The sequence below is a fragment of the Streptomyces sp. NPDC107538 genome, from assembly GCF_055657445.1.
In genome coordinates, this window is sequence record NZ_JBVKAY010000003.1 from 208,069 (window position 1) to 232,222 (window position 24,154).

At 70.3% G+C, this 24,154-nt stretch carries 19 protein-coding genes; 10 read left to right on the forward strand and 9 right to left on the reverse strand.

The genetic code is table 11. The features are described 5' to 3' along the window. The first annotated feature begins 5 nt into the window (after positions 1-5). Positions 6-1,493: a dihydrolipoamide acetyltransferase family protein gene (locus ACZ7MG_RS11405; RefSeq protein WP_471382442.1), complete on the forward strand. Its 1,488-nt coding sequence runs from the start codon at positions 6-8 to the stop codon at positions 1,491-1,493. Between the two features lie 89 nt (positions 1,494-1,582). Here ACZ7MG_RS11405 and ACZ7MG_RS11410 read toward each other — a convergent pair whose 3' ends face one another. Next, on the reverse strand, positions 1,583-2,569 hold the full coding sequence (locus ACZ7MG_RS11410; protein ID WP_471382440.1) for a BRO-N domain-containing protein: 987 nt from the start codon (positions 2,567-2,569) through the stop codon (positions 1,583-1,585). 183 nt (positions 2,570-2,752) lie between these two features. Then, the gene (locus tag ACZ7MG_RS11415; protein WP_471382438.1) at positions 2,753-3,601 is read right to left on the reverse strand and encodes a D-alanyl-D-alanine carboxypeptidase family protein; all 849 of its coding nucleotides are present in this window, start codon (positions 3,599-3,601) and stop codon (positions 2,753-2,755) included. A gap of 310 nt (positions 3,602-3,911) precedes the next feature. Here ACZ7MG_RS11415 and ACZ7MG_RS11420 point away from each other — a divergent pair, with 310 nt between their 5' ends. Together ACZ7MG_RS11420 and ACZ7MG_RS11425 are read left to right on the forward strand one after the other, a co-directional pair. After that, entirely contained in the window at positions 3,912-4,610 is a 699-nt protein-coding gene (locus ACZ7MG_RS11420) for a GntR family transcriptional regulator (RefSeq protein WP_471382436.1), read from the forward strand. After that, positions 4,607-5,935, forward strand: a complete 1,329-nt coding sequence (locus ACZ7MG_RS11425) for an MFS transporter (RefSeq protein WP_471382434.1) — start codon at positions 4,607-4,609, stop codon at positions 5,933-5,935. The genes ACZ7MG_RS11420 and ACZ7MG_RS11425 overlap by 4 nt, the downstream gene beginning before the upstream one ends. 78 nt (positions 5,936-6,013) lie before the next feature. On the opposite strand, the gene ACZ7MG_RS11430 is transcribed toward ACZ7MG_RS11425, so the two are convergent. Next, positions 6,014-6,838 carry a maleylpyruvate isomerase family mycothiol-dependent enzyme gene (locus ACZ7MG_RS11430; protein ID WP_471382433.1) on the reverse strand — a complete coding sequence of 275 codons (825 nt, stop codon included), beginning with the start codon at positions 6,836-6,838 and terminating at the stop codon, positions 6,014-6,016. A gap of 232 nt (positions 6,839-7,070) precedes the next feature. Between ACZ7MG_RS11430 and ACZ7MG_RS11435 the strand changes: the two genes are divergently transcribed. Next, positions 7,071-7,865 (forward strand): carbon-nitrogen family hydrolase, encoded by a 795-nt coding sequence (locus ACZ7MG_RS11435; protein WP_471382431.1) that lies wholly within the window; start codon positions 7,071-7,073, stop codon positions 7,863-7,865. Between the two features lie 77 nt (positions 7,866-7,942). On the opposite strand, the gene ACZ7MG_RS11440 is transcribed toward ACZ7MG_RS11435, so the two are convergent. Then, the gene (locus ACZ7MG_RS11440) at positions 7,943-8,437 is read right to left on the reverse strand and encodes an LURP-one-related/scramblase family protein (protein WP_471382430.1); all 495 of its coding nucleotides are present in this window, start codon (positions 8,435-8,437) and stop codon (positions 7,943-7,945) included. Then, positions 8,434-9,393 carry a helix-turn-helix domain-containing protein gene (locus tag ACZ7MG_RS11445; protein WP_471382429.1) on the reverse strand — a complete coding sequence of 320 codons (960 nt, stop codon included), beginning with the start codon at positions 9,391-9,393 and terminating at the stop codon, positions 8,434-8,436. The genes ACZ7MG_RS11440 and ACZ7MG_RS11445 overlap by 4 nt, the downstream gene beginning before the upstream one ends. Before the next feature lie 162 nt (positions 9,394-9,555). Between ACZ7MG_RS11445 and ACZ7MG_RS11450 the strand changes: the two genes are divergently transcribed. Both ACZ7MG_RS11450 and ACZ7MG_RS11455 read left to right on the forward strand, forming a co-directional pair. Beyond that, positions 9,556-9,951, forward strand: coding sequence for a cupin domain-containing protein (locus tag ACZ7MG_RS11450; protein ID WP_471382427.1), 396 nt, complete (start codon positions 9,556-9,558; stop codon positions 9,949-9,951). An 82-nt stretch (positions 9,952-10,033) separates the two neighbouring features. Then, positions 10,034-11,878 (forward strand): thioredoxin-like domain-containing protein, encoded by a 1,845-nt coding sequence (locus tag ACZ7MG_RS11455; RefSeq protein WP_471382425.1) that lies wholly within the window; start codon positions 10,034-10,036, stop codon positions 11,876-11,878. Here ACZ7MG_RS11455 and ACZ7MG_RS11460 read toward each other — a convergent pair. The 3 genes from ACZ7MG_RS11460 to ACZ7MG_RS11470 form a co-directional block, all read right to left on the reverse strand. After that, the gene (locus tag ACZ7MG_RS11460) at positions 11,875-12,111 is read right to left on the reverse strand and encodes a hypothetical protein (RefSeq protein ID WP_471382424.1); all 237 of its coding nucleotides are present in this window, start codon (positions 12,109-12,111) and stop codon (positions 11,875-11,877) included. The genes ACZ7MG_RS11455 and ACZ7MG_RS11460 overlap by 4 nt on opposite strands. A 122-nt stretch (positions 12,112-12,233) precedes the next feature. After that, the gene (locus ACZ7MG_RS11465; protein WP_471382422.1) at positions 12,234-13,532 is read right to left on the reverse strand and encodes a M18 family aminopeptidase; all 1,299 of its coding nucleotides are present in this window, start codon (positions 13,530-13,532) and stop codon (positions 12,234-12,236) included. A gap of 156 nt (positions 13,533-13,688) precedes the next feature. Continuing rightward, entirely contained in the window at positions 13,689-15,515 is a 1,827-nt protein-coding gene (locus tag ACZ7MG_RS11470) for an acyl-CoA dehydrogenase (RefSeq protein WP_471382420.1), read from the reverse strand. A gap of 161 nt (positions 15,516-15,676) precedes the next feature. Between ACZ7MG_RS11470 and ACZ7MG_RS11475 the strand changes: the two genes are divergently transcribed. From ACZ7MG_RS11475 to ACZ7MG_RS11485, 3 genes are all read left to right on the forward strand, one after another. After that, on the forward strand, positions 15,677-16,171 hold the full coding sequence (locus ACZ7MG_RS11475; protein WP_471382419.1) for an SseB family protein: 495 nt from the start codon (positions 15,677-15,679) through the stop codon (positions 16,169-16,171). A gap of 313 nt (positions 16,172-16,484) precedes the next feature. Next, on the forward strand, positions 16,485-17,456 hold the full coding sequence (locus ACZ7MG_RS11480; protein WP_471382417.1) for a pirin family protein: 972 nt from the start codon (positions 16,485-16,487) through the stop codon (positions 17,454-17,456). 177 nt (positions 17,457-17,633) lie between these two features. After that, positions 17,634-18,689 carry an AI-2E family transporter gene (locus ACZ7MG_RS11485; RefSeq protein WP_471382415.1) on the forward strand — a complete coding sequence of 352 codons (1,056 nt, stop codon included), beginning with the start codon at positions 17,634-17,636 and terminating at the stop codon, positions 18,687-18,689. Between the two features lie 111 nt (positions 18,690-18,800). Here the strand turns inward: ACZ7MG_RS11485 and ACZ7MG_RS11490 are convergent, their stop codons facing one another. Beyond that, the gene (locus ACZ7MG_RS11490) at positions 18,801-21,953 is read right to left on the reverse strand and encodes a SpoIIE family protein phosphatase (RefSeq protein WP_471382413.1); all 3,153 of its coding nucleotides are present in this window, start codon (positions 21,951-21,953) and stop codon (positions 18,801-18,803) included. 365 nt (positions 21,954-22,318) lie between these two features. Here ACZ7MG_RS11490 and aspS point away from each other — a divergent pair, with 365 nt between their 5' ends. After that, positions 22,319-24,082 carry an aspartate--tRNA ligase gene (gene aspS, locus ACZ7MG_RS11495; protein WP_471382411.1) on the forward strand — a complete coding sequence of 588 codons (1,764 nt, stop codon included), beginning with the start codon at positions 22,319-22,321 and terminating at the stop codon, positions 24,080-24,082. Positions 24,083-24,154 lie beyond the last annotated feature (72 nt).

Below are 24,154 nucleotides of genomic sequence, written 5' to 3' on the forward strand. Positions count from 1 at the left end.
GGTCCGTGACGACGATGACAGACACGTCTCCGCGCGAGTTCAAGATGCCCGACGTGGGCGAGGGACTCACCGAGGCCGAGATCCTCAAGTGGTACGTCCAGCCCGGTGACACCGTCACCGACGGCCAGGTCGTCTGCGAGGTCGAGACGGCCAAGGCCGCCGTCGAACTGCCCATCCCGTACGACGGCGTCGTCCGCGCGCTGCACTTCCCCGAGGGCACCACGGTCGACGTCGGTACGTCGATCATCGCGGTGGACGTGGCGGGCGGGGCGGCACCGGGCCCGGCCCCGGACACGGACTCGGCCTCGGCCGTGGAAACCGGGACTTCCACCGCGCCCGCCGCGAAGCCCGCCCCGGCCGCCGCACCGCCGGCCAGGAAGCCGGAGGGCCGCAAGCCGGTCCTCGTGGGCTACGGCGTGGCCGAGTCGTCCACGAAGCGCCGCCCCCGCAAGGGGGTCCCGGCAGCGTCGGCGCCGGCCGAGGGCACGCTGTACGCGGCGACGGCGATCCAGGGTGTCCAGGGCGCCCAGGGTCTCCAGGGCGAGCTGAACGGGCACGGGCACGCCCCCGGCGGGCAGCGTCCGCTGGCCAAGCCGCCGGTCCGCAAGCTGGCCAAGGACCTCGGGGTGGACCTGACGACGATCACCCCGTCCGGCCCGGACGGCGTCATCACCCGCGAGGACGTCCACGCGGCGGTGGCCCCGCAGACCGCCCCCGAGCCCGTCGTGGCGGCGCCCGCGCCCACCGCCGCGCCCGCCGTCGCCCCGGCGCCGGTGGCGTCGTACGACGGCGCGCGGGAGACTCGCGTCCCGGTCAAGGGCGTGCGGAAGGCGACGGCGGCGGCGATGGTCGGCTCGGCCTTCACCGCGCCGCACGTCACGGAGTTCGTGACGGTCGACGTGACCCGCACGATGAAGCTGGTCGAGGAGCTGAAGCAGGACAAGGAGCTGGCGGGCCTGCGGGTCAACCCGCTCCTGCTGATCGCCAAGGCCCTGCTGGTCGCGATCCGCCGCAACCCGGACATCAACGCCTCCTGGGACGAGGCGGCCCAGGAGATCGTGGTCAAGCACTATGTGAACCTGGGGATCGCGGCGGCCACCCCGCGCGGACTGATCGTCCCGAACATCAAGGACGCCCACGCCAAGACGCTGCCCCAGCTCGCGGAGTCGCTGGGCGAGCTGGTCTCGACCGCGAAGGAGGGCCGGACCTCCCCCGCCGCCATGCAGGGCGGCACGGTCACCATCACCAACGTCGGTGTCTTCGGCATCGACACCGGCACGCCCATCCTGAACCCGGGCGAGTCGGCGATCCTCGCGGTCGGCTCGATCAAGCCGCAGCCGTGGGTCCACAAGGGCAAGGTGAAGCCCCGTCAGGTCACCACCCTGGCGCTCTCCTTCGACCACCGGCTGGTCGACGGCGAGCTGGGCTCCAAGGTGCTGGCGGACGTGGCGGCGATCCTGGAACAGCCGAAGAGGCTGATCACCTGGGGATGAGGCCCTCGACTGGGTAGGCTCATGGCAGGGGCCGGTCGCAAATTCGTCTTGCGACCGGCCCCTCCCGCGTCAGCCTTGCTCAGATGCCGTCAGCGTCGGCCGAGCACATACACCGGCGCCCCGTCCTCCGCCGCGCCCACGGGATGGATACAGGCGTGCTTGCGCAGCAGCCGGAGGCATTCGTTGACGCGGTGCACCGACAGTCCCGTACGGGCCGCGATGGCGTCCAGCGGCTGCCGCAACTCGCCCTCCTCGACGAGGACCGGGGCGATCACGACTGCCACCGTCCACACATCCGTCGTCACGGACAACCGCTCGCGCCAGTCGGCCAGGACGGTCTCCGTGGTGGGGTGCTTCGAGAACGCGGCGGTGTCCGGCGCCGGTCGGGCGAGGGCGAGGGCGTCGAGCCGGTCGGCGATGCGTTCCATGGCCTGGGCGATGGCCTGCTGGGCGATGAGGGTGGCGCTGTGGAGCTCCACCATTTGCTCCTGCAGGGCGATCGACTTGTGTTGCAGGTCAATCGATTTCTGCTGTGCCACCGCGAGTTGTTCGTCCGCCTGGAGGTTGCGCTCCTCCAGCCGGACGATGGCTTCCGCGACCTGCTCGGGCATGGCGTACGCGATGGGGGCCGCCGGATCGGCGGGCTGCACCTCGGCCTCCTCCAAGGTGTAGGAGCCCTCGCGCTGAACGGTCTCGATCACTTCGGCGACCCAGCGTTTGAAGGGCGCGCACTCCGGCTTGGTACAGGCGCTGACGAGAAGGATCAGACCCTGGAGGTCGATCAGATTCAGGTCTCGGCGCCACTCCCTACCTGCGGGAACGCTGAGACCGTGACTTCCAGTCAGTGTCTCGAGAATCTCTCGATGCTCTTCCGGGACGTGGTCGAGAAGAGCCTTTCGAGGAGTGGTGTAGCCCAACTGCTTGCACACATCCACCGCCGGGAACCAGTGGGTCCCGTCCGGCAGGGTCAGTCGGCGTACCCGGGCTCCGGTAGCCGCGTAGACGAAGTCACCGACGTCGAGGGCGTCCTCCTTCCGCATGCGGGGGTCGGGCTGATGCTTGCTGGGTTCGATCATGTGAACCACCTCCGCTGCGGAACGTACGGTGGTGGAAATCGAATATGCCAGCCGACTGTGTGACATTCACTATTGCGAGGGACGTTCGCCGATTTGCCTTGCGAAAGCGCCGACCGGTCGTACGAGAAGGGCCGACCGCTGGAGTGCGGTCGGCCCTTCTCGGAGGGGTGAAGCCGTTCGTGGCTAGAGCGTGGCGAAGCCGTAGTCCATCAGCTTCTTCACGTCCGCCATGCGGGTGGTCTCGTTGGTGGACGTGAGGACCGTGCCCACGATCGTCTTGCCGTTGCGGGTGGCGGCGAAGATGAGGCAGTACTTGGCCTCGGTGCCGGAACCCGTCTTGACGCCGATCGTGCCCTTCCAGCCGAGCAGGGCGTTCGTGTTGTTCCACGTCGCCATGGTGCGGGTGCTGCCGGTCTTGGTGATGGTCTTCGCCGTGTACGACTTCGTCGCCACGATCTTCTTGAACGTCGAGTTCTTCATGACGTTCCGCGCGAGCTTGCTGAGGTCGCGCGGGGTCGAGGCGTTCGCGCCCTTGCTGATGCCGTCGAACGAGTCGAACTTCGTGTTCGTCATGCCGAGGCTCTTGGCCGTGGAGTTCATCTTGGCGATGAAGTTCTTGGTACGGGCCGCCACCGTCGAGCCGGTACCGAACTTGTCGGCAAGCGCCATCGCGGCCTCGCAGCCCGACTTCAGCATCATCCCGTACAGCAGCTGACGGACGGTGACCTTGTCGCCGACGATCAGGTTGGCCGACGAGGCGCCGTTCTTGACGATGTAGTCGCTGTACTCCTTCTTGATCGTGACCTTGGCGTCGAGGTTCAGATTCGACTGCGACAGCACGACCTTGGCGGTCATGGCCTTCGTGGTGGAGGCGGTGAGCCTCTTGGTGTCGGCGGCCTTGGTGAAGAGCGTCTTGCCGTTGGCGGCGTTCATCACGAACCCGCCCTTGGCGGTGATCGTGGGCTTCGCGGGCGCGGCCTGCGCGGGAGCGGAGGTGACGACTCCGGTCGCGATCATCGCACCGGTGGTCACGACGACTGCAGCGGCTCTGCGGACACGCGCGCCCTTTATGGCGGTAATCAAGTCAAATACCCCGATTGCGTCAAATGTCTGTGGAGCGCGGCCACTTGGGCTCCGGTTTGCGGGCAAGCAGGGCCGCTTCTCGTTGACAAGTGAGTAGCACAAAAGGTTGTGCGTCGGGTGGGGCGGGGGTCAATTCACGTCCATCTCACAGTCTTCTGGCGGGTTCAAGGTGGGTTCGGGGCCGGTTTCGGAGTGGGCGTGCCGTCCCGGATCGTGGACGACGACGGCAATGCGTACGTGTTGTATCTATGCTGTGGCCATGCCTTCCGCCCCGGCTGCCGCCTCCCCCTCTACCTCCCGCTCCGCCTCCGTCCCCGCCGTGAAGCAGCCCCCCGCCGCCGACCGTGTCTACGCCCACGTCAAACGGGGCGTCCTGGAGCGGCACTACGAGGGCGGCACGCTGCTCACCGAGGGCGAGCTGGCCGAGGCCGTCGGGGTGTCCCGGACGCCGGTGCGGGAAGCGCTGCTGCGGCTGGAGGTCGAGGGGCTGATCAAGCTCTACCCGAAGAAGGGCGCCCTGGTGCTGCCCGTCTCCGCGCAGGAGATCGCGGACGTCGTCGAGACCCGGCAGCTGGTCGAGGAGCACGCGGTCCGCAAGACGGTCCCGGCCTCACCGCGGTTGATCGCACGGCTGGAGGAGCTGCTCGAACAGCAGAAGGCGCAGGCGGCCGCCGGGGACCTGGCGGGTGCCGCGGTCACCGACCGCTGTTTCCACGCCGAGATCGTCCGCAGCGCGGGCAACGAGATCCTCTCCCGCCTCTACGACCAACTCCGCGACCGGCAGCTGCGGATGGGCGTGGCCGTGATGCACGCCCACCCCGACCGCATCACCAAGACGCTCACCGAGCACGAGCAGATCCTCCGGGCGCTGCGCGACGGCGACGCGGAGGCGGCCGTGGCGATCGTGCACCGGCACGTCAACTGGTTCTCCAACCTGGCGCGGGGGGAGGTCCGTTGAGCCGCCCCGCCATTTCCTCGTCCGCCGGGTCCCTGCCCGGGGACCCGCCCGGCGGCCGGCGCGCCCTCGCCATCTGGGGTGTGGGCGTCTCCGTCTACTTCGTCGCCGTCATCTTCCGTACGTCGCTGGGCGTGGCCGGCCTCGACGCCGCCGACCGCTTCCATGTGGGCGCCTCCGCGCTGTCGACCTTCTCGATACTCCAGCTGCTGGTCTACGCGGGCATGCAGATACCCGTCGGCCTGCTGGTCGACCGGCTCGGCACCAAGAAGGTGCTGACCCTGGGCATCCTGCTGTTCACGGCCGGCCAGATCGGCTTCGCGCTGTCGCCGTCGTACGGCACGGCGCTGGCGTCGCGGGCGCTGCTGGGCTGCGGCGACGCGATGACCTTCATCAGCGTGCTGCGGCTGGGCAGCCGCTGGTTCCCGGCCCGGCGCGGGCCGCTGATCGCGCAGATGGCGGGCCTGGCCGGCATGGCGGGCAACCTGGTCTCGACGCTGCTGCTGGCCCGGCTGCTGCACGGGGTGGGCTGGACGGCGGCGTTCGCGGGCAGCTCGGTCGCCGGTCTCGTGGTCCTCGTTCTGACCCTGCTGTTCCTGAAGGACCACCCCGACGGGCATGAGCCGGAGCCCTTCCCGCACCGCGGGGCGGCCTACGTCCGGCGGCAGATCGCGGCGTCCTGGCGGGAGCCCGGCACCCGGCTCGGGATGTGGGTGCACTTCACCACGCAGTTCCCGGCGATGGTGTTCCTGCTGCTGTGGGGGCTGCCGTTCCTGGTCCAGGCGCAGGGCCTCAGCCGGGGCACCGCCGGCGAACTGCTCACCCTCGTCGTCCTGTCCAACATGGTCGTCGGACTGGTGTACGGCCAGATCGTGGCCCGGCACCATGCCGCGCGGCTGCCGCTGGCGCTCGGCACGGTCCTCGCGACGGCGGCGGTGTGGGCGACCACGATCCTGTACCCGGTCCTGTCCTCCGGTGAGCACGCGCCGATGTGGCTCCTGATCGTCCTCTGCGCGGTCCTCGGCGCCTGCGGTCCGGCGTCGATGCTCGGCTTCGACTTCGCCCGCCCGGCGAACCCGCCGGAGCGTCAGGGCACCGCCTCCGGAATCACCAACATGGGTGGTTTCGTCGCCTCCATGACCACCCTCTTCGCGGTCGGCGTCCTCCTGGACCTGACCGGTGACGACTACGCCGTCGCCTTCTCCGCCGTCTTCGTCCTCCAGGCGCTCGGCCTGAGCCAGATCTTCCGCCTCCGCGGCCGCGCGGCCCGCCGTGAACGGGAACGGCTGGTGGCCAGCCGGGTGGAGACCGTGCACGTACCGGCGTGAGCGCGGGGCCGCGCGGGAACCCGATGCCCTGGCGACTGACTCGGCGACTCGGCGACTCGGCGGCTCGGCGACCGGCGGCTACACGGTCACCGCGAACGCCCGCAGGATCGCCGCGATCAGGTGGGGGTCGCCCTCGGCCTTGATGCGGTCGGCGACGAGGTCGGCGGTGACGCGGCCGCAGGCCAGACGGACGTAGGTCTCCCAGTCCAGCGTGAGCGTGGCGGCGGGGCCGAGCGCGGGGGAGGTCTCCAGGGTGCCGCGGCCCTGGATGTCGACGCGGACGGTACGGATGAACTCCACCGGCCCGTGCACATCGAAGACGACGGCCGAACTGCGCGGCGCCTGCGCGTCCTCGGCGACCACCTTCGGCAGCACGGACAGCAGCTCGTCACGGACGACGAGCGCGCCCGGCGAGTCCAGGTTCCCCGGCACGCCCAGCGCGGCGCGCAGGTCCTGCTCGTGGACCCAGACGTCGAACGCGCGGTTCCGCATGGCCTGTTCGAGGGTCAGCTCGGTGCCGAGCGGCCCACGGATCTTGTGCCCGGGGTCCCGCGACTCGTTCCGCAGCTGACGGTTGCGCCGGATGATCGTGTACTCCAGCTCGGAGGTCATCTCCGGCGCGGTGTGGTGACGGCGGGCGTCGACCTGCATCTCCATGTACCGCTGGTGCTCGGTCCGTACGTGGTACAGGTCGCGCGGGAGGGTGTGGATCGGCCGCGGGTCGCCGAGCATCTCGCAGTCCAGGCCGATGACATGGGAGACCACGTCGCGCACCGACCAGCCCGGGCATGGCGTCCGCCGGTTCCACTCGCCCTCCACGAGCGGCGACACCAGCTCGGATATCGCGTCCACGGAGTGGGTCCAGGCGTCGGCGTAGGGCTGAAGAGTGGGATGCAGACTCACGGAACGGGACCCCTCGGGCGGTCGGTACCTGTCAGTACGGTCGGTGCGTATCGGTATGTGGGTGGCGGATTTCGGTGGGGGCGTCGGCGTTGACGGCGATGAGTAGGTCGTCGGCGGCTGTCAGTGGGTGCTGTGGAACGTTAAGTTACGCTGCTGTGAGGCACCCCGGCAGTGCTTTCGTGTGACGATCGTAGGCCGGTGTGGACGGCTCGAATGCCAGGACGGTGGTAGTGTGCGCGCCTCGCTCATCCAGATCGGCGTAGACGAGGACGAATCGGTCGATTCGCGCAGGCGGCGCGTGGCGGCGCTGGTGCGGGAGCAGTCCGGCGCCGATCTCGTCGTCCTGCCGGAGCTGTGGCCCACCGGCGCATTCGCGTTCGAATCTTTCGCCACCGCGGCCGAGCCGCTGGAGGGGCCGACGTACGAGGCGATGGCCAAGGCGGCGAGCGACGCGGGGGTCTGGCTGCACGCGGGCTCGATTCCCGAGCGTGCGCCTGACGGAACTCTCTACAACACCTCCCTCGTCTTCTCACCGTCCGGCGACCTCGCCGCCTCCTACCGCAAGATCCACCGCTTCGGCTTCGACAAGGGCGAGGCCGTGCTGATGGGCGCCGGCTCGGAACTGGTCACCCTCGGGCTGCCCGACACCACCATCGGCATCGCCACCTGCTACGACCTCCGCTTCCCCGAGCTGTTCCGCGGGCTCGTGGACGCGGGCGCCGAGACGTTCGTGCTGTCGGCGGGGTGGCCCGAGCGGCGGCGGTCGCACTGGACCCTGCTGGCGCGGGCCCGTGCCGTCGAGAACCAGGCCTACGTCCTCGCCTGCGGAACGGCCGGTACGCACGCGGGAGTTCCCCAGGCCGGTCACTCGATCGTGGTCGACCCCTGGGGCGAGGTGCTGGCGGAGGCCGGCCCCGACGAGGAGGTCCTCACGGTCGAGTTCGACCCCACGAAGGTCGCGACCACCCGCGAACAGTTCCCGGCGCTGAAGGACAGGCGGCTGGGAGTGGAGCCACCGCGTCGTTGATCTCCGGGCCGGGCCGGGCCGGGCCGGGGTCGGGGCTGGGCTTGGCTTGGCTGGGCCGGTGGTCCGCGCCGGGACCGTCAGTCGTCCTCCCTCTCCCGCTCCGACAGGTTGATCACGCACACCGTGACGGCGATCAGCAGCGCCGGGTCCGCGTCGTCGCGTACGACGTCGAGGCCGTAGGTCTCGCGGACGCGCAGCCATCGGCGGGAGATGTGCGCGAGGAGCTCGCCGTCGTACTCGATGACGAACTCACGGTCGAGGATCTTGCCGCTGACATCGAGTTCGGTGCCGTCCGCCAGGGCGACCCGGTAGTGGTTGCGCAGCAGGGACAGGCGTTTGCGGCGGACCGTGGCCACGGGCTCGCCACCCCGTTCGACGACCATCGTGTCGCGCAGGGCGAACATCTTGCGACGGATGTCGATCAGTACCTGTCCCCGGGTGTCCTTCAGCTCGAAGGTGTCCCGCAGCCGCATGGCCTTGCCGTCGACGAGGAAGGCCTTCCTGCCGTGCTCGTCCTCGATCCAGTAGTCGTCACCGATGCCGAGGAGCCGGTCGCGTACGAGGAATCTCATGCCTTCAGGCGTTCCCCCGGACCCGTTCCGAAACGTCGCCTGTAGGCCGAAGGGCTCAGACCGGTCTCCCGGCGCAGCCGGGCGCGCAGATTCGCGGCGGTCCCGAGACCGCTGCGCTCGGCGACCACGTCGAGACGGTGCTCGCCGCGCTCGATGAGCCGCCGGGCCAGGGTCACGCGCTCGCCGATGAGCCAGGCCAGCGGTGTCGTGCCGAGCTGGGCGCGGAAGCGGCGGTGCAGGGTGGCCGGTGACACGGCCGCGCGGGTGGCGAGGTCGGCGACCGTGAGCGGGGTGTCGAGCCGCGCCTGCGCCCAGGCCAGCACGGGGCCGAGGGACTCGTCGGGTACGTGCGGAACGGGCCGTTCCACGAACTGCCGCTGCCCGCCGTCGCGATGGGCGGCGAACACCAGCCGCCGGCTCACCGCGTTGGCGATCTCCGCGCCGTGGTCCCGGCGCCAGAGGTGCAGCCCCAGGTCGAGCGAGGCCGCGCTGCCGGCGGAACTCAGCAGGTCCCCCTCGTCGACGTAGAGCACGTCCGGTTCCAGCCGGACCTTCGGATGCAGTTCCCGGAACGCCTCGGCCCAGCGCCAGTGCGTGGTGGCCCGGCGCCCGTCGAGCAACCCGGCCTCCGCCAGCGCGAAGGTGCCGGTGCAGAAGCTCACGACCCGCGCCCCGCGCGCGTGGGCACGCCGGATCGCGTCGAGCACGGCGGCACCGCGCGGTACGACGTTGTCCGGGCGGCCCGGTACGACCAGGGTGTCCGCGTCGTCGACGGCGTCGAGCCCCGCCACCCCGGTCAGGGTGAAGAACCCGTGGTTCATCCGGACCTCCGGCCCGGGCGTGCACAACGTCACCTCGTACAGCGGCGCGGGCAGCTCCAGCTCGGGCCGCGGCAGCCCGAACAGCTCGGTCGCGACGCCCACCTCGAAGGGGTTGGTCGCCTCGTCGACGATCACCGCGACGCGGTGGGGAGGGTGAGGGGATGGGGGCGAGGTCGGGGGCGGGTCAGGGCTCGGGCTCGGGCTCGGGCTCGGACTTCGGTGGTGCTGCGAGGATTCTTGCGGCATGTGCGATTCCTAGCACTCGTACGGTGCAGCGCACAGGCCGACGATGAGGGCATGGAATCCAAAGCACCCGTTTCCCTGGCCGAGGCGCTCGCTTCCTTCGACGCGCTCTGGAGCCCCCGCATCGTCACCACCGTCAACGACTACGACGTCCGCGTGGCCAAGGTCGAGGGTGAGCATCTCTGGCACGTTCACGACAGCACCGACGAGTTCTTCCTGGTCGTCGAGGGCGAGTTGCACATCGGTCTGCGCGAGGCGGCCGGCGAACGCACGGTCGTCCTGCCGCGGGGCTCCGTCTTCACCGTCCCACGAGGTGTGGAACACCGGCCGTACGCCCCGGCCCGCGCCGCGATCCTGGTCATCGAGCCCACGGGTACCAGCACGGTCGGTGACCGCCACGACGAGGTTCCGGACCACGTGGACGAGACCATCGGACATGCGCTGAACTGAACGAGAGAGTTATCCACAGGGCTGTGGGCGAGGTTTTCCACAGGCTTGCGAGTGGGTCGTCGATACGTGGCAGGCTTGATCCATGAGCGATTCCACGACCGAGCACCCGGCACCCCGCCGTGTCCGCGTCCGCGCCCCCGAGCTGATCGGGAAGGGCGGCTGGCTGAACACGGGCGGGAAGCAGTACAGCCTCGCTGACCTGCGGGGAAAGATAGTGGTGCTGGATTTTTGGACGTTCTGCTGCATCAACTGTCTGCATGTCCTGGACGAGCTGCGGGAGCTGGAGGAGAAGCACCGGGACACCGTGGTGGTCATCGGGGTGCACTCGCCGAAGTTCGCGCACGAGGCGGAGCACGGGGCGGTGGTGGACGCCGTCGAGCGGTACGGCGTGGAGCATCCGGTGCTGGACGATCCGGAGCTCGCCACCTGGAAGCAGTACGCGGTACGGGCCTGGCCGACGCTCGTGGTGGTCGACCCGGAGGGGTACGTGGTCGCCCAGCACGCGGGCGAGGGGCATGCGCACGCCATCGAGCGGCTGGTCGCGGAGCTGGAGGCCGAGCACGGGGCCAAGGGCACGTTGCGGCGCGGCGACGGGCCGTATGTGGCGCCGGAGCCCGAGCCGACGGTGCTGCGCTTCCCCGGCAAGGCACTACTCCTGCCGGACGGCGACTTCCTGGTCAGCGACACCACCCGGCACCGGCTGGTCCGGTTGGCGCCGGACGGCGAGACCGTCGTCCGGCACTACGGCTCCGGCGAGCGCGGGCTCGTGGACGGCAGCGCGGAGCACGCCCGCTTCAGCGAGCCGCAGGGGCTGGCGCTGTTGGACGGCGGTGCCGTGGTCGTCGCCGACACCGTGAACCACACCCTGCGCCGGCTCGACCCGGACACCGGGCATGTCACGACGCTCGCGGGCACAGGCCGCCAGTGGTGGCAGGGCTCGCCGACCTCCGGCCCCGCCTGGGAGGTCGATCTGTCCTCACCGTGGGACGTGGCGGTGTTCGGCGGCAAGGTGTGGATCGCGATGGCCGGCGTCCACCAGCTGTGGACGTACGACCCGGTGGACTGCACGGTCGCCGTGGCCGCCGGGACGACGAACGAGGGGCTGGTGGACGGACCGGGCGGCGAGGCCTGGTTCGCCCAGCCGTCGGGGCTGGCCGCCACCGCCGACCGGCTCTGGCTCGCCGACTCCGAGACGTCCGCGCTGCGCTGGGTGGACCTCGACGGGACGGTCCACACGGCGGTCGGCACGGGACTCTTCGACTTCGGGCACCGTGACGGCCCGGCCGAACAGGCGCTGCTCCAGCACCCGTTGGGCGTCACCGTCCTGCCCGACGGCTCGGTGGCGGTGAGCGACACCTACAACCACGCGCTGCGCCGCTACGACCCGGCGACGGACGAGGTCACCACGCTGGCGACGGACCTGAGAGAGCCCAGCGACGCGGTGCTCGTCGGGGACGACCTGGTGGTCGTGGAGTCCGCCCGGCACCGGTTGACCCGGCTGCGGCTGCCGGAGGAGACGGTGAAGATCGAGGCCGTCGCGCACCGCACCCGGCGGGCGGCCACCGAAGTCGCCCCCGGGAGCGTGCGGTTGGACGTCGTCTTCCAGGCCCCGGCGGGGCAGAAGCTCGACGAGCGGTACGGCCCGTCGACGCGGCTGCTCGTCTCGTCCACCCCGCCCGAGCTGTTGCTGGAGGGCGAGGGAGCGGACACGGATCTGTCCCGCACCCTCGAACTGAACCCGTCCATATCCGAGGGCGTCCTCCACGTCTCGGCGATGGCCGCCTCCTGCGACGACGACCCCGCCGTGGAGTACCCGGCCTGCCATGTCCACCAGCAGGACTGGGGCGTGCCGGTCCGGCTCACACGGGACGGCACGGACCGGCTGCCGCTGGTGCTGGCGGGGATGGACGAGGGCAGCAGGGTCTAGTACCCCTGGTACCCGCCCCGCTGGTGGTGGTCCTCGTCGATGACGGGGGACGTGGGGGGCACCACGACCCGCTTCCGCTTGGCGATGCTGCTGAAGGTCGCGACGCCGATGAGTCCGACGATCATGAAGATGACGCCGACCAGGTCGAGGTTGACGCCCTGCATGTCCCAGTCGGTGGCGAACGTGAGGATGGCCCCCACCGCGATCAGAATGATGCACCCGCCCAGGCCCATGAGTGTTCCCTCCCAGTGTCCGGTTGGGTCGGCCGGTCGTTCCGGTCGTTCGGTCCTACCGGTCGACACCGGGTACCCGGACAGGCCGGTCCGTAACAGCCGTTGCGGGCCGGGCCCGAGGATCAGCCCTCCAGGAAGGCCACCAGGGAGTTCGCCAGGAGGTAGGGGTCCTTGGCGCCGCACAGCTCGCGGACGCTGTGCATCGAGAGGATGGCGACGCCGATGTCGACGGTGCGGATGCCGTGCCGGGCGGCGGTGATGGGGCCGATGGTGGTGCCGCAGGGCATCGAGTTGTTGGAGACGAAGGTCTGGTAGGGCACGCCGGCCTTCTCGCAGGCGGCGGCGAAGACGGCACGGCCCGAACCGTCCGTGGCGTAGCGGTTGTTGACGTTGACCTTGAGGAGCGGGCCCGCGTCCGCGCGGGGGTGGTGCGTCGGGTCGTGGCGCTCCGCGTAGTTGGGGTGGACGGCGTGCCCGGTGTCGGAGGAGAGACAGACCGAGCCGGCGAAGGCACGGGCCCGGTCCTCGTAGGAGCCGCCGCGGGCGAGGACCGAGCGCTCCAGCACGCCGCCGAGCAGCGGGCCGTCCGCGCCGGTGTCGGACTGGGAGCCGTTCTCCTCGTGGTCGAAGGCGGCGAGGACGGGGATGTACGGGAGGTCGTCACCGGAGGTGGCGACGGAGGCGAGTGCGGCCGTACCGGCGTGCACGGAGAGGAGGTTGTCCATGCGGGGGCCGGCGAGCAGTTCGTTGTCGCGGCCCAGGTACGAGGGCGGTTCGACGGAGTGGGTCATCAGGTCCCAGCCGGTGACCTCGCCCTTGGGGAGGCCCGACTCCTCCTCCAGGAAGGCGATCAGGTCACCGTCGCGGACGTCGTCGCCGAGGCCCCAGACGGGCTGGAGGTGACGCTGCTTGTCGAGTTTGAGGCCGTCGGAGGTGACGTTGCGGTCGAGGTGGATGGCGAGTTGGGGGACGCGCAGGAGGGGTCTGTCGATGTTGACGAGGCGGCTGGTGCCGTCGCGCAGGGAGAGCCGGCCGGCGATACCGAGGTCGCGGTCGAGCCAGGAGTTCAGCAGCGGGCCGCCGTAGATCTCGACGGCGACCTGGCGCCAGCCGTGGGCGCCGCTGTCGGGGCGGGGTTTGACCCGCAGATTGGGGGAGTCGGTGTGGGCACCGACGATACGGAAGGGGGTGTGGGGGTGGGCGCCCTCCGGCACGTACCAGGCGATGATCGCGCCGCCGCGCAGCACGTACTTCCCGCCCAGCGATCCGTCCCACGCGTCGGTCTCCGAGACCTGCCGGAAGCCTGCCTTCTCCAGCTTCTCCGCGGCGCTCGCCACCGCGTGGTACGGGGTCGGGCTGCTCGCCAGGAAGGTCATGAGGTCGTCGGTGTGGCCGCGGTCGAAGCGTGGGGGTGTGCGCATGGGGTTCACCTTAACGACGTACGAGGGCCCACTCCCGGGGGATGGGAGCGGGCCCTCGTGGTAAGCGTGCGGAGGAGAGGACGCCGGACGGACGGGCAGGGTCCGTCCGGCGCCACGACCGGGGCGCGGCCGGGAGAGGGGCGTTCGGAGCGGTGTCTAGAACGCCGCCTCGTCCAGCTCCATCAGGTCCAGGTCGACGCCCTCGGAGACCTTGCGGGCGAGGGTGACGCTCGGGAGGACGTTGGCCGCGAAGAACTTCGCCGCCGCGATCTTGCCGGTGTAGAAGGGCTTGTCCTTGGCGGAGGCCGTCTCCAGCTTCTCGGCGGCCACGGCGGCGCCCTTGAGGAGCAGGTAGCCGACGACCACGTCACCGGAGGCGAGGAGCAGGCGGGTGGTGTTGAGGCCCACCTTGTAGATGTTCTTGACGTCCTGCTCGGTGGCGGCCAGGTCGGTGAGGAGGAGGCCGACGATGGCCTCCAGCTCGACGGCGGCCTTGGCGAGGTGCTCACGGGCACCGTCCAACTGCTCGCCGCCCTCACCGAGGGCGAGGAACTTCTTGATCTCCTCGGCGAGGGTGTTCAGCGCGGCGCCCTGGTTGCGGACGATCTTCCGGAAGAAGAAGTCCTGGCCCTGGATCGCGGTGGTGCCCTCGTACAGGGTGTCGATCTTGGCGTCGCGGATGTACTGCTCGATCGGGTACTCCTGGAGGAACCCGGAGCCGCCGAAGGTCTGCAGGGACTGGGCGAGCTGCTCGTAGCCCTTCTCGGAGCCGTAGCCCTTGACGATGGGCAGGAGCAGGTCGTTCAGGGCCTCCAGGGCGGAGCTGTCCTCGCCCGCCGCCTCCTTGACCTGGATCTCGTCCTGGATGGAGGCCGTGTAGAGGACCAGGGCGCGCATGCCCTCCGCGTACGCCTTCTGCGTCATCAGCGAGCGGCGGACGTCGGGGTGGTGGGTGATGGTGACCTTGGGCGCGGTCTTGTCCATGAAGTTCGCCAGGTCGGTGCCCTGGACGCGCTCCTTGGCGTACTCCAGCGCGTTGAGGTAGCCGGTCGACAGCGTGGAGATCGCCTTCGTGCCGACCATCATGCGGGCGAACTCGATGATGCGGAACATCTGGCGGATGCCGTCGTGCTTGTCGCCGATCAGCCAGCCCTTGGCCGGGTGACGGTCGCCGAAGGTCATCTCGCAGGTGTTGGAGGCCTTGAGGCCCATCTTGTGCTCGACGTTGGTGGCGTAGGCGCCGTTGCGCTCGCCCAGCTCGCCGGTCTCGAAGTCGAAGAGGTACTTCGGGACGAGGAAGAGGGACAGGCCCTTGGTGCCGGGGCCGTGGCCCTCGGGGCGGGCGAGGACGTAGTGGAGGATGTTCTCCTCCATGTCGTGCTCACCGGAGGTGATGAAGCGCTTCACGCCCTCGATGTGCCAGGAGCCGTCCTCCTGCTGGATCGCCTTCGTGCGGCCGGCGCCGACGTCCGAGCCCGCGTCCGGCTCGGTGAGCACCATGGTGGAGCCCCAGGTCTTGTCCACCGCGATCTGGGCGATCTTCTTCTGTACGTCGTTGCCCTCGTCGTAGAGGATCCCGGCGAACGCCGGGCCGGAGGAGTACATCCACACGGCCGGGTTCGAGCCGAGCAGCAGCTCCGCGTACGCCCAGATCAGGGAGCGCGGGGCGGTCGTACCGCCGATCTCCTCGGGTACGCCGAGGCGCCAGTACTCCGAGTCCATGAAGGCCTTGTAGCTCTTCTTGAAGGAGGCCGGTACCGGGGCGGTGTTCGTCTCGGGGTCGAAGACCGGGGGGTTGCGGTCGGCATCGACGAAGGACTCGGCCAGCTCGTTCTCCGCGAGACGGGCCAGCTCCTCCAGGATGCTCTTGGCGGTGTCCGTGTCCATCTCCGCGAACGGGCCGGTGCCGTACAGCTTGTCGCGCCCGAGCACCTCGAAGAGGTTGAACTCGATGTCGCGGAGATTCGACTTGTAGTGCCCCATGGCGACGGCTCCGTAAGAGAGATAGAGAGATCGGCGAGGCACTGGATCGATCCTCGCGCTGGTTCACGTACCAACTAGTAGCTTGCCTGTCGATGATGCTACCCATCAGTAATAAGAAGCAACCCCGAGCGGTCCATCTGTGACTCGTTACGCTTTGCCGCATGTACGGCTACGACCAGAGCGCCGGCGCTCAGCAGCAGTACGCCCCGCCGCCGCAGCAGCAGATGCCCGGGCAGATGCCCGGCGGCCAGATGGGGGGCGGTTACGGGCAGCAGGCACCGCTGTACCCGGAGCCGTCCCCGCCCTCCCTCGCGGACGCGGTGCGGGCCTTCACCACCGGGCAGCTGGCCGCGGAGGACTTCCAGCAGGTCTTCGCGACGTCCAAGGTGTACTGCCCGCGCGGCGACAACCCCGGGTTCCTGGCGCTGCACAACACGCAGCAGCCGGTGATCCCGATGTTCACCTCGCTCAAGGAGCTCCGCCGGTACGCCGGCAAGGAGTCCAAGTACTTCGTGATCACCGGTGCGGAGGTGATCGATCTGCTGCCGACCGGGTACGGGTTCGTCCTCGACATGGAGGGGGAGCACCGGATGGTGTTCGACGCGAAGGCGGTGGAGCAGATGGTGGAGTTCGCCATGCGGCGGATGTACGGATAGCTCCGCTGGTTGCGCCGGATTCCGGGTGCGGGGTGGTGGGGTGCGGTTCGTCGCGGGGTGCGGGGGTGTGGGGGTTGTTCGCGCAGTTCCCCGCGCCCCTGACGGGGCTGGGGCCTCGCTGAATCGTTTCTTCCGGTCCTGTGGGTCCTCTACTGTTCGCCGGTGACCTGGGTCGTCACCTCGCCGTTGGTCTCTGAGGCCGACGGCGTTCTGCTGTCCGGGGGGCGCGAGGGAATGGGATGCGGGGGCGCGCTGTTAGGCCTGGCAGAAAGTTCAATAATCAACTAAACTGAGCGCACAAGGAGGTACCGACATGCCCGCAGTGACCGTCGAGAACCCGCTGACCCTGCCCCGTGTCGCCGCACCGACCGACGCGGTGGCCCGTCCGGTGCTCACCGTGACGACCGCGCCCAGTGGTTTCGAGGGCGAGGGTTTCCCGGTCCGCCGTGCCTTCGCCGGGATCAACTACCGCCACCTCGACCCGTTCATCATGATGGACCAGATGGGCGAGGTGGACTACGCGCCGGGAGAGCCGAAGGGCACCCCCTGGCACCCCCACCGGGGCTTCGAGACCGTCACCTACATCATCGACGGGATCTTCGACCACCAGGACAGCCACGGTGGCGGCGGCACCATCACCAACGGTGACACCCAGTGGATGACGGCCGGTTCGGGCCTGCTCCACATCGAGGCGCCGCCGGAGTCCCTCGTCATGTCCGGCGGTCTCTTCCACGGCATCCAGCTGTGGGTGAACCTCCCGGCCCGCGACAAGATGATGGCCCCCAAGTACCAGGACATCCGCGGCGGCCAGGTCCAGCTGCTCACCACCCCGGACGGCGGCGCGCTGCTCCGCGTCATCGCCGGTGAGCTGGACGGCCACCAGGGGCCCGGTGTCACCCACACCCCGATCACCCTGCTCCACGCGACGGTCGCGCCGGGTGCGGAGATCACCCTGCCGTGGCGCGAGGACTTCAACGCCCTCGCGTACGTCCTCGCCGGGCGCGGCAGCGTCGGTGTGGACCGGCGTCCGATCCACCTCGGTCAGACGGCCGTCTTCGGCGCGGGCTCCTCGATCACCTTCCGCGCGGACGAGCAGCAGGACTCCCACGCGCCCGACCTGGAGATCGTGCTCCTCGGCGGACAGCCGATCCGTGAGCCCATGGCCCACTACGGCCCGTTCGTCATGAACACCCGCGACGAATTGCAGCAGGCGTTCGAGGACTTCCAGAAGGGGCGGCTGGGGACGATCCCGGCGGTTCACGGAATGACCGCCGAAGGGTTGTAGGCCCAGGAGCGAGCTCGGAAACGGCCCCGTCCACAGGTGGAGGGGGCCTTTTCTTGCACTCACCGCTCGACGCCGTGCGAAGGCTGGCGATGGCGTCGTACCGCCGTTCGAGGTCGGGTCACCCGGGCGGGGTGTCCTCCCGTGGCAGGGGTGTGCGGGGCGTGGTCCGCTGGGGGCGTGCAGGTGCTTCCGGAATCCGTGCGGCGTGTGGCCGCGTGGTGTGCCGTCGTGCTGCTCGTGGCCGGGGTCGGGTACGTCGGGGTCCGGCTGTGCGTGGAGTTCCGGACGGCGGTGACGCCGGTGCTGCTCGCGCTGCTCGGGACCGCGTTGCTCGGGCCGTTGCACCGGAGGCTGGTGAAGGCGCGGGTGCATCGGTCGGTGGCGGCGGGGCTCACCTGTGTGGCCGTGGTCGGGGTGGTCGGCGGGGCCGTGTACATCGTGGTCGCGGCGCTCATCGAGACCGGGGACCAGATCATCGCCTCGCTGCGGGACGCGGCCGGGGATCTGACCTCGCGCTTCGGGGCGGCGGGGACCTCGCTCGACGATCTGGCCGCCAACGCGAAGGAGTTGCTCACCAAGTTCGGGGGGACGGCGGCGTCCAACGTCATCAGTGGGGTGAGTGTGGTCGGGGAGGCCCTCGCCATGGCCGTCCTCGCGCTGTTCCTCGTCTTCTTCTTTCTGCGGGACTCCCATCGGGCCGTGGACGTGATCCGGGCGCTGTCGCCGCGCGGCGGCGCGGACACGGTCGAGGCGATCGCGCGGCGGGCCTACGAGGGGGTCGAGGGGTTCATGCGGGGGACGACGCTGATCGCGCTCATCGACGCGGTCTGCATCACGGTGGGGCTGCTGGTGCTGGACGTGCCGGGGGCGGTGGGGCTGGGCGCGCTGGTGTTCGTGGGGGCGTACATCCCCTATCTCGGGGCGTTCCTCTCCGGGGCGGTGGCCGTGCTGGTGGCGCTCGCGGACCGGGGGGTCGTGATCGCGTTGTGGGTGCTGGGGGTGGTGCTCGCCGTGCAGGTGCTGGAGGGGCATGTGCTGACGCCGGTCATCCAGAGCCGGACCGTGCAGATGCATCCGGCGGTGGTGATGCTCGCGATCACGGCGGGGGCGTCGGTGGCGGGGGTGCTCGGCATGTTGCTGGCGGTGCCGCTGACGGCGGCGGCGTTCGGGGTGGTGCATGAGGTGCGGGGGCGGTATGGGGGTGAGCCGGTCGGGGGTGGGGCGGTTGAGTAGGGGTTCCGTCGCTGGTGGCTGGTGGCTGGTGGCTGGTGGCTGAGGGCTGAGGGCTGAGGGCTGGGGGTTGGGGGCGGGCCGTGTGCTTTCCGTGCCCCTTGTGCGGCGTGGTCAGCTCGGTAGGTGTCCGTTCGAGCCGTCCGGTGGGGCCGTTTCGTGCAGTTCGAACCAGATGCTCTTGCCGTCGCCGCGGGGGTCCACGCCCCAGGCGTCCGCGAGCATGTCCATGAGGACGAGGCCGCGGCCGGAGGAGGCGAGTTCGCCGGGGTGGCGTTTGTGGGGGAGGGCGTCGCTGGCGTCGGTGACCTCCACGCGCATCCGGCGTTTGCCGGTGCCGCCGGTCATCTCGGCGACGAGGAGCGCGTCGGCGTCCGTGTGGACGAGGACGTTGGTGAGCATCTCGGAGACGAGGAGGATGGCGGAGTCGATCTGGTCGTCGCAGTTCCAGTCGTGGAGGAGTTCGCGGATCTGCTGGCGGGCGCCGGAGATGCGTTCGGGTTCCGCCTGGGCGATGGTCAGGGCGGTGCGGCGTACGGGCGGCCGTACGGCCGTGGTGTCGCCGCGGCCGCCGCCCTCGCTCTCCCGGGACAGCAGCAGCATCGCTATGTCGTCCTCCCGCCGGTCGGCGAGCGGGCCGGGCGTGTGATGCGACGAGGGACCGTGCACCCCTTGGACCAGCGCATCCGCCAACGCCTCCAGCCGCCCTGGCGCGAGACCGGTGGGCTGCGGGCGGGGTGGAGGGAGGGGGGTCGGCCGGGGGGTGCCGGGCGCGACGCTGCCGTGCGCGATGCCGCCGGGGGTCGGGTGGCTGGGCGCGGGGTCGTCGGGGCCGGGGTGATGGGGTGCGGCATGGCCGGGGTCCGGCTGGCCGGGCGCACCCTCGCCATGGTCGGCGGGGCTGGTGGTGACGGGGCTGGGGTGCGGGTGGTCCGGTGTGGGGCCGTGGGGGTGCGGGTGGTTCGGCGCGCCCTCGCCGAGGCTGGGGCGGCTGGTGGTGACGGGGCTGGGGTTCGGGGGGGTCGGCGTGGGGGCGCTGTGGTCCGGGCGGCTCGGCGTAGGACCGCTGGGGTGCGGGTGGCTCGCCGTGGGGCCGCTGGAGTTCAGGTGGTTCGGCGGGCGGTCCCCTGACTTCGGGGTGCCCGGTGTGCGGGCATCGGGTTCCGGGTGGCTCCGCGGGACCTCATCGCGCTGCCGGACATCACCACGCTGCGGGCCGCCCGCCGTGGACGCACCCGTCTCCGGGCGACTCGTTTCAACGTGCCCCGGCTCGGGGGCGCGGGCTTCGTCACTGCCCGCTTCCCGCCGACCCGGCCTCCGAGCCTCGACGGCCGGGCCACCGGAAGAGCGCCCGTCGGCGGACGGGCCCGCGATCCTCGACCCACCGGCGGTGAGTCCGTCGGCAGGCGGCTCGTCGGCGTTTCGGCGCTCGGCGTTTCGTGCGTCGGCTTCCGGCTCTTCGGCATCCCGCCCGTCGGTGTTCAGTCCTTCGGCGCTTCGCCCGTCGGCAGCCCGCCCACCGACACCGGGTTCATCAACACCCGGCTCACCCGCACCCGGGCCACCGGCACCCGGTCCGACAGTCGCCGCACCAAGCCCCAGCTCCCCGGCGCCCGCCGCACCGACCCTCACCCCGGGAGCGTGCTCCCCCTCTCCGCTCATGCCCGTGGCATCCGGACCCGCCCCCGTGGTGGCGTCGCCGGCAGGGGGCGTGTCGAAGGATTCCAGGATGGTGCGGATGCGGCGCCAGCCCGTGTCGAGGTCGTGGCCGCCGGTTTCGATGAGGCCGTCGGTGCAGAGGAGCATGGTTTCGCCGGGTTCGAGGACCAGGCGGGTGGTGGGGTAGTCGGCGTCGGGGTCGATGCCGAGGGGGAGGCCGCCCGGGGTGGGGCGGACGAGGACCGTGCCGTCGGCCATGCGGATCACCGGGTCGGGATGCCCGGCGCGGGCGATGTCGAGCACGCCGGACACCGGGTCGACCTCGACGTAGAGGCAGGTCGCGAAGCGCAGGTCGGTGTAGGTGTCGGAGGCGGAGTCCGTGATGCCGTGCAGGAAGCGGGAGGCGCGGGAGAGGACCGCGTCCGGGGGGTGCCCCTCGGAGGCGTACGCGCGCAGGGCGATGCGGAGCTGGCCCATGAGGCCGGCGGCGCGCACGTCGTGGCCCTGGACGTCGCCGATGACCAGGGCGAACCGCCCGCTCGGCAGGGCGATCATGTCGTACCAGTCGCCGCCGACCTGGAGTCCGCCCCCGGTGGGGACATAGCGGGCGGCGACGCTCATGCCCGGTATCTCGGGACCCAGCGTGGGCAGCATCGTGCGCTGGAGGCCGTCCGTCAGCTCGCGTTCGGTCTCGGCGGCGCCCGCGCGGGAGAGGGCCTGGGCGAGCATGCGGGCCACGGTGGTCAGCACCGAGCGCTCGTCGGGGGTGAAGGTGACGGTGTGGGTGAAGCCCGCCATCCACGCGCCCATCGTGCGGCCGGCGACGGTCAGCGGCAGGAACGCCCAGGACTGGCGGTTGAACTGTTCCGCGAGCGGCCAGGCCGTGGGGTAGCGCGCCTTGTAGTCCTCGGGGGAGGAGAGGTAGACGGCCCGGCCGGTGCGGACCACCTCGGCGGCCGGGTAGTCCGTCTCCAGCGGCATATGGGTGAAGGGGCCCTCGGCGCCCTGGTTGTGGCCGTGGTGCCCGATGACGGTGAGGCGGTCGGCCTCCACACCGAAGACCGCGAGGCCGTCCGGCGAGAAGCCCGGCATCGCCAGGCCCGCCGCGACCCGCAGCACCTCCGCCGTGGAGCGTGCCTCGGCCAGCGCCCGGCCCGCGTCCAGCAGGAACGCCTCGCGGGAGCGCCGCCAGTCGCCGGTGACGGACGGGGCGCGGGCGGCGGTCGCCGGTGAGGGCTCGGTGACCTCCTGGATGGTGCCGATCAGCTCGAAGGACTTGCGGATCGGGTCGAAGGTGGGCTTGGAACGGCTGCGGATCGTGCGGAGCACCCGGCCCCGGTCGTCCATGACCCGGATCCGTACCTCGGCCAGGGTGTCCTCGGCGACGGCGAGCTGCACGACCGAGACGATCTCGTTCCAGTCGACGGGGTGCAGCCGGGACCGCGCCCCGGCCTGGGTGAGCGTCGTCGGCTCCGCGGGCAGCCCCATGAGCCGGGCGGCTTCGGCGTCCAGGGTGACGGTTCCGGCAGCGCTGTCCCAGGTCCACAGTCCCGTCGCGAGGGCGGACAGGACGTGCCCCACAGTGGGCGGGGGCTCACCAGTGCGCATTGACCCACTCTATGAACAGCTGATCGGACCGTGCCACCGAAGCCGAGACGGGCCCCGAGCGGGCCGGAAGCCATGACAAGCGCCCACGACCGGTGGCTACGGAGGTGACGACAATCGACGCTAGCGACAGTAACCGCTTACGGTCCTGCCCATGGCTATGACCGTGCGTATCCGGTCAGGGTTGCGTCCGTCGCTGGGGAGAGGGCCGGTCCGCCAGTGGGAAATGGTGGGGTGGTGATCTCGGGGTGCCCGGTACCCTTGGCGTTGTTTCACGTGAAACATCGGCCAGATCCCACCGGATCCCACCCGGATCCCCCCGGGATCCCCTCCCACATCCCCGATCAGCGAAGGCTGGATGAACGACGATGCATCGGTACAGGTCCCACACCTGCGGCGAGCTCCGCGCCTCTGACGTCGGCACCGACGTCCGGCTGAGCGGCTGGCTGCACAATCGGCGCGACCTGGGCGGCATCCTCTTCATCGATCTCCGCGATCACTACGGCATCACGCAGCTGGTGGCCCGTCCGGGCACCCCGGCCTACGAGGCGCTGGACAAGATCTCCAAGGAGTCGACCGTCCGCGTCGACGGCAAGGTCGTCTCGCGCGGCACCGAGAACATCAACCCTGACCTGCCCTCCGGCGAGATCGAGGTCGAGGTCGGCGAGGTCGAGCTGCTCGGCGCGGCCGCCCCGCTCCCCTTCACCATCAACACCGAGGACGGGGTCAACGAGGAGCGGCGCCTGGAGTACCGCTTCCTCGACCTGCGCCGTGAGCGCATGCACCGCAACATCATGCTGCGTACGGCCGTGATCAGCGCCATCCGTCACAAGATGACGGCGCTCGGGTTCAACGAGATGGCGACCCCGATCCTGTCCGCGACCTCCCCCGAGGGCGCCCGCGACTTCGTCGTGCCCTCGCGCCTCAACCCGGGCAAGTTCTACGCGCTCCCCCAGGCCCCGCAGCAGTTCAAGCAGCTGCTGATGATCTCGGGCTTCGACCGGTACTTCCAGATCGCGCCCTGCTTCCGTGACGAGGACGCGCGCGCGGACCGTTCGCCGGGCGAGTTCTACCAGCTCGACGTGGAGATGTCCTTCGTCGAGCAGGAGGACGTCTTCCAGCCCATCGAGAAGCTCATGACCGAGCTGTTCGAGGAGTTCGGCAACGGACGGCACGTCACCTCGCCCTTCCCGCGCATCCCGTTCCGCGAGGCGATGCTCAAGTACGGCTCCGACAAGCCGGACCTGCGCGCCCAGCTGGAGCTGGTGGACATCACCGATGTCTTCGAGGGCTCGGAGTTCAAGGCGTTCGCCGGCAAGCACGTCCGCGCGCTCGCCGTGCCGGACGTCTCGGCCCAGCCCCGCAAGTTCTTCGACCAGCTCGGCGAGTACGCGATCGAGCAGGGCGCGAAGGGCCTGGCCTGGGTGCGGGTCGCCGAGGACGGTTCGCTGTCCGGCCCGATCGCCAAGTTCCTCACCGAGGAGAACGTCGCCGAGCTGACCAAGCGGCTGTCGCTGGCCGCCGGTCACGCGGTCTTCTTCGGCGCGGGCGAGTTCGAAGAGGTCTCGAAGATCATGGGCGCGGTGCGGGTCGAGGCCGCCAAGCGTGCCGGGCACTTCGAGGAGGGCGTCTTCCGCTTCTGCTGGATCGTCGACTTCCCGATGTACGAGAAGGACGAGGAGACCGGCAAGATCGACTTCTCGCACAACCCGTTCTCCATGCCGCAGGGCGGTCTGGAGGCCCTGGAGACCCAGGACCCGCTGGACATCCTCGGCTGGCAGTACGACATCGTCTGCAACGGCGTCGAGCTGTCCTCCGGCGCGATCCGGAACCACGAGCCCGAGATCATGCTGAAGGCCTTCGAGATCGCGGGCTACGAGCGGGACACCGTCGAGGAGCAGTTCGCGGGCATGCTGCGCGCGTTCCGCTTCGGCGCCCCGCCGCACGGCGGTATCGCCCCCGGCGTCGACCGCATCGTCATGCTGCTCGCCGACGAGCCCAACATCCGCGAGACCATCGCCTTCCCGCTCAACGGCAACGCCCAGGACCTGATGATGGGCGCGCCGACGGAGCTGGAGGAGGCGCGGCTGCGCGAGCTGCACCTGTCGGTGCGGAAGCCGCAGCCGAAGTAAGGCAAGCCTTTATACGCGCCTTCCCGGTGAGGGACCTGAAATCGTCCGTCGATTTCAGGTCCCTTTCGTGTG

Coding starts and splice junctions, on each gene's coding strand:
- ACZ7MG_RS11410 (WP_471382440.1), bottom strand. CDS start 2,569: ATGATCGAACCCAGCAAGCATCAGCCCGACCCCCGCATGCGGAAGGAG.
- ACZ7MG_RS11465 (WP_471382422.1), bottom strand. CDS start 13,532: ATGCGCACACCCCCACGCTTCGACCGCGGCCACACCGACGACCTCATG.
- ACZ7MG_RS11475 (WP_471382419.1), top strand. CDS start 15,677: ATGTACGGCTACGACCAGAGCGCCGGCGCTCAGCAGCAGTACGCCCCG.
- ACZ7MG_RS11460 (WP_471382424.1), bottom strand. CDS start 12,111: ATGGGCCTGGGCGGGTGCATCATTCTGATCGCGGTGGGGGCCATCCTC.
- ACZ7MG_RS11490 (WP_471382413.1), bottom strand. CDS start 21,953: ATGCGCACTGGTGAGCCCCCGCCCACTGTGGGGCACGTCCTGTCCGCC.
- aspS (WP_471382411.1), top strand. CDS start 22,319: ATGCATCGGTACAGGTCCCACACCTGCGGCGAGCTCCGCGCCTCTGAC.
- ACZ7MG_RS11420 (WP_471382436.1), top strand. CDS start 3,912: ATGCCTTCCGCCCCGGCTGCCGCCTCCCCCTCTACCTCCCGCTCCGCC.
- ACZ7MG_RS11470 (WP_471382420.1), bottom strand. CDS start 15,515: ATGGGGCACTACAAGTCGAATCTCCGCGACATCGAGTTCAACCTCTTC.
- ACZ7MG_RS11440 (WP_471382430.1), bottom strand. CDS start 8,437: ATGAGATTCCTCGTACGCGACCGGCTCCTCGGCATCGGTGACGACTAC.
- ACZ7MG_RS11450 (WP_471382427.1), top strand. CDS start 9,556: ATGGAATCCAAAGCACCCGTTTCCCTGGCCGAGGCGCTCGCTTCCTTC.
- ACZ7MG_RS11480 (WP_471382417.1), top strand. CDS start 16,485: ATGCCCGCAGTGACCGTCGAGAACCCGCTGACCCTGCCCCGTGTCGCC.
- ACZ7MG_RS11455 (WP_471382425.1), top strand. CDS start 10,034: ATGAGCGATTCCACGACCGAGCACCCGGCACCCCGCCGTGTCCGCGTC.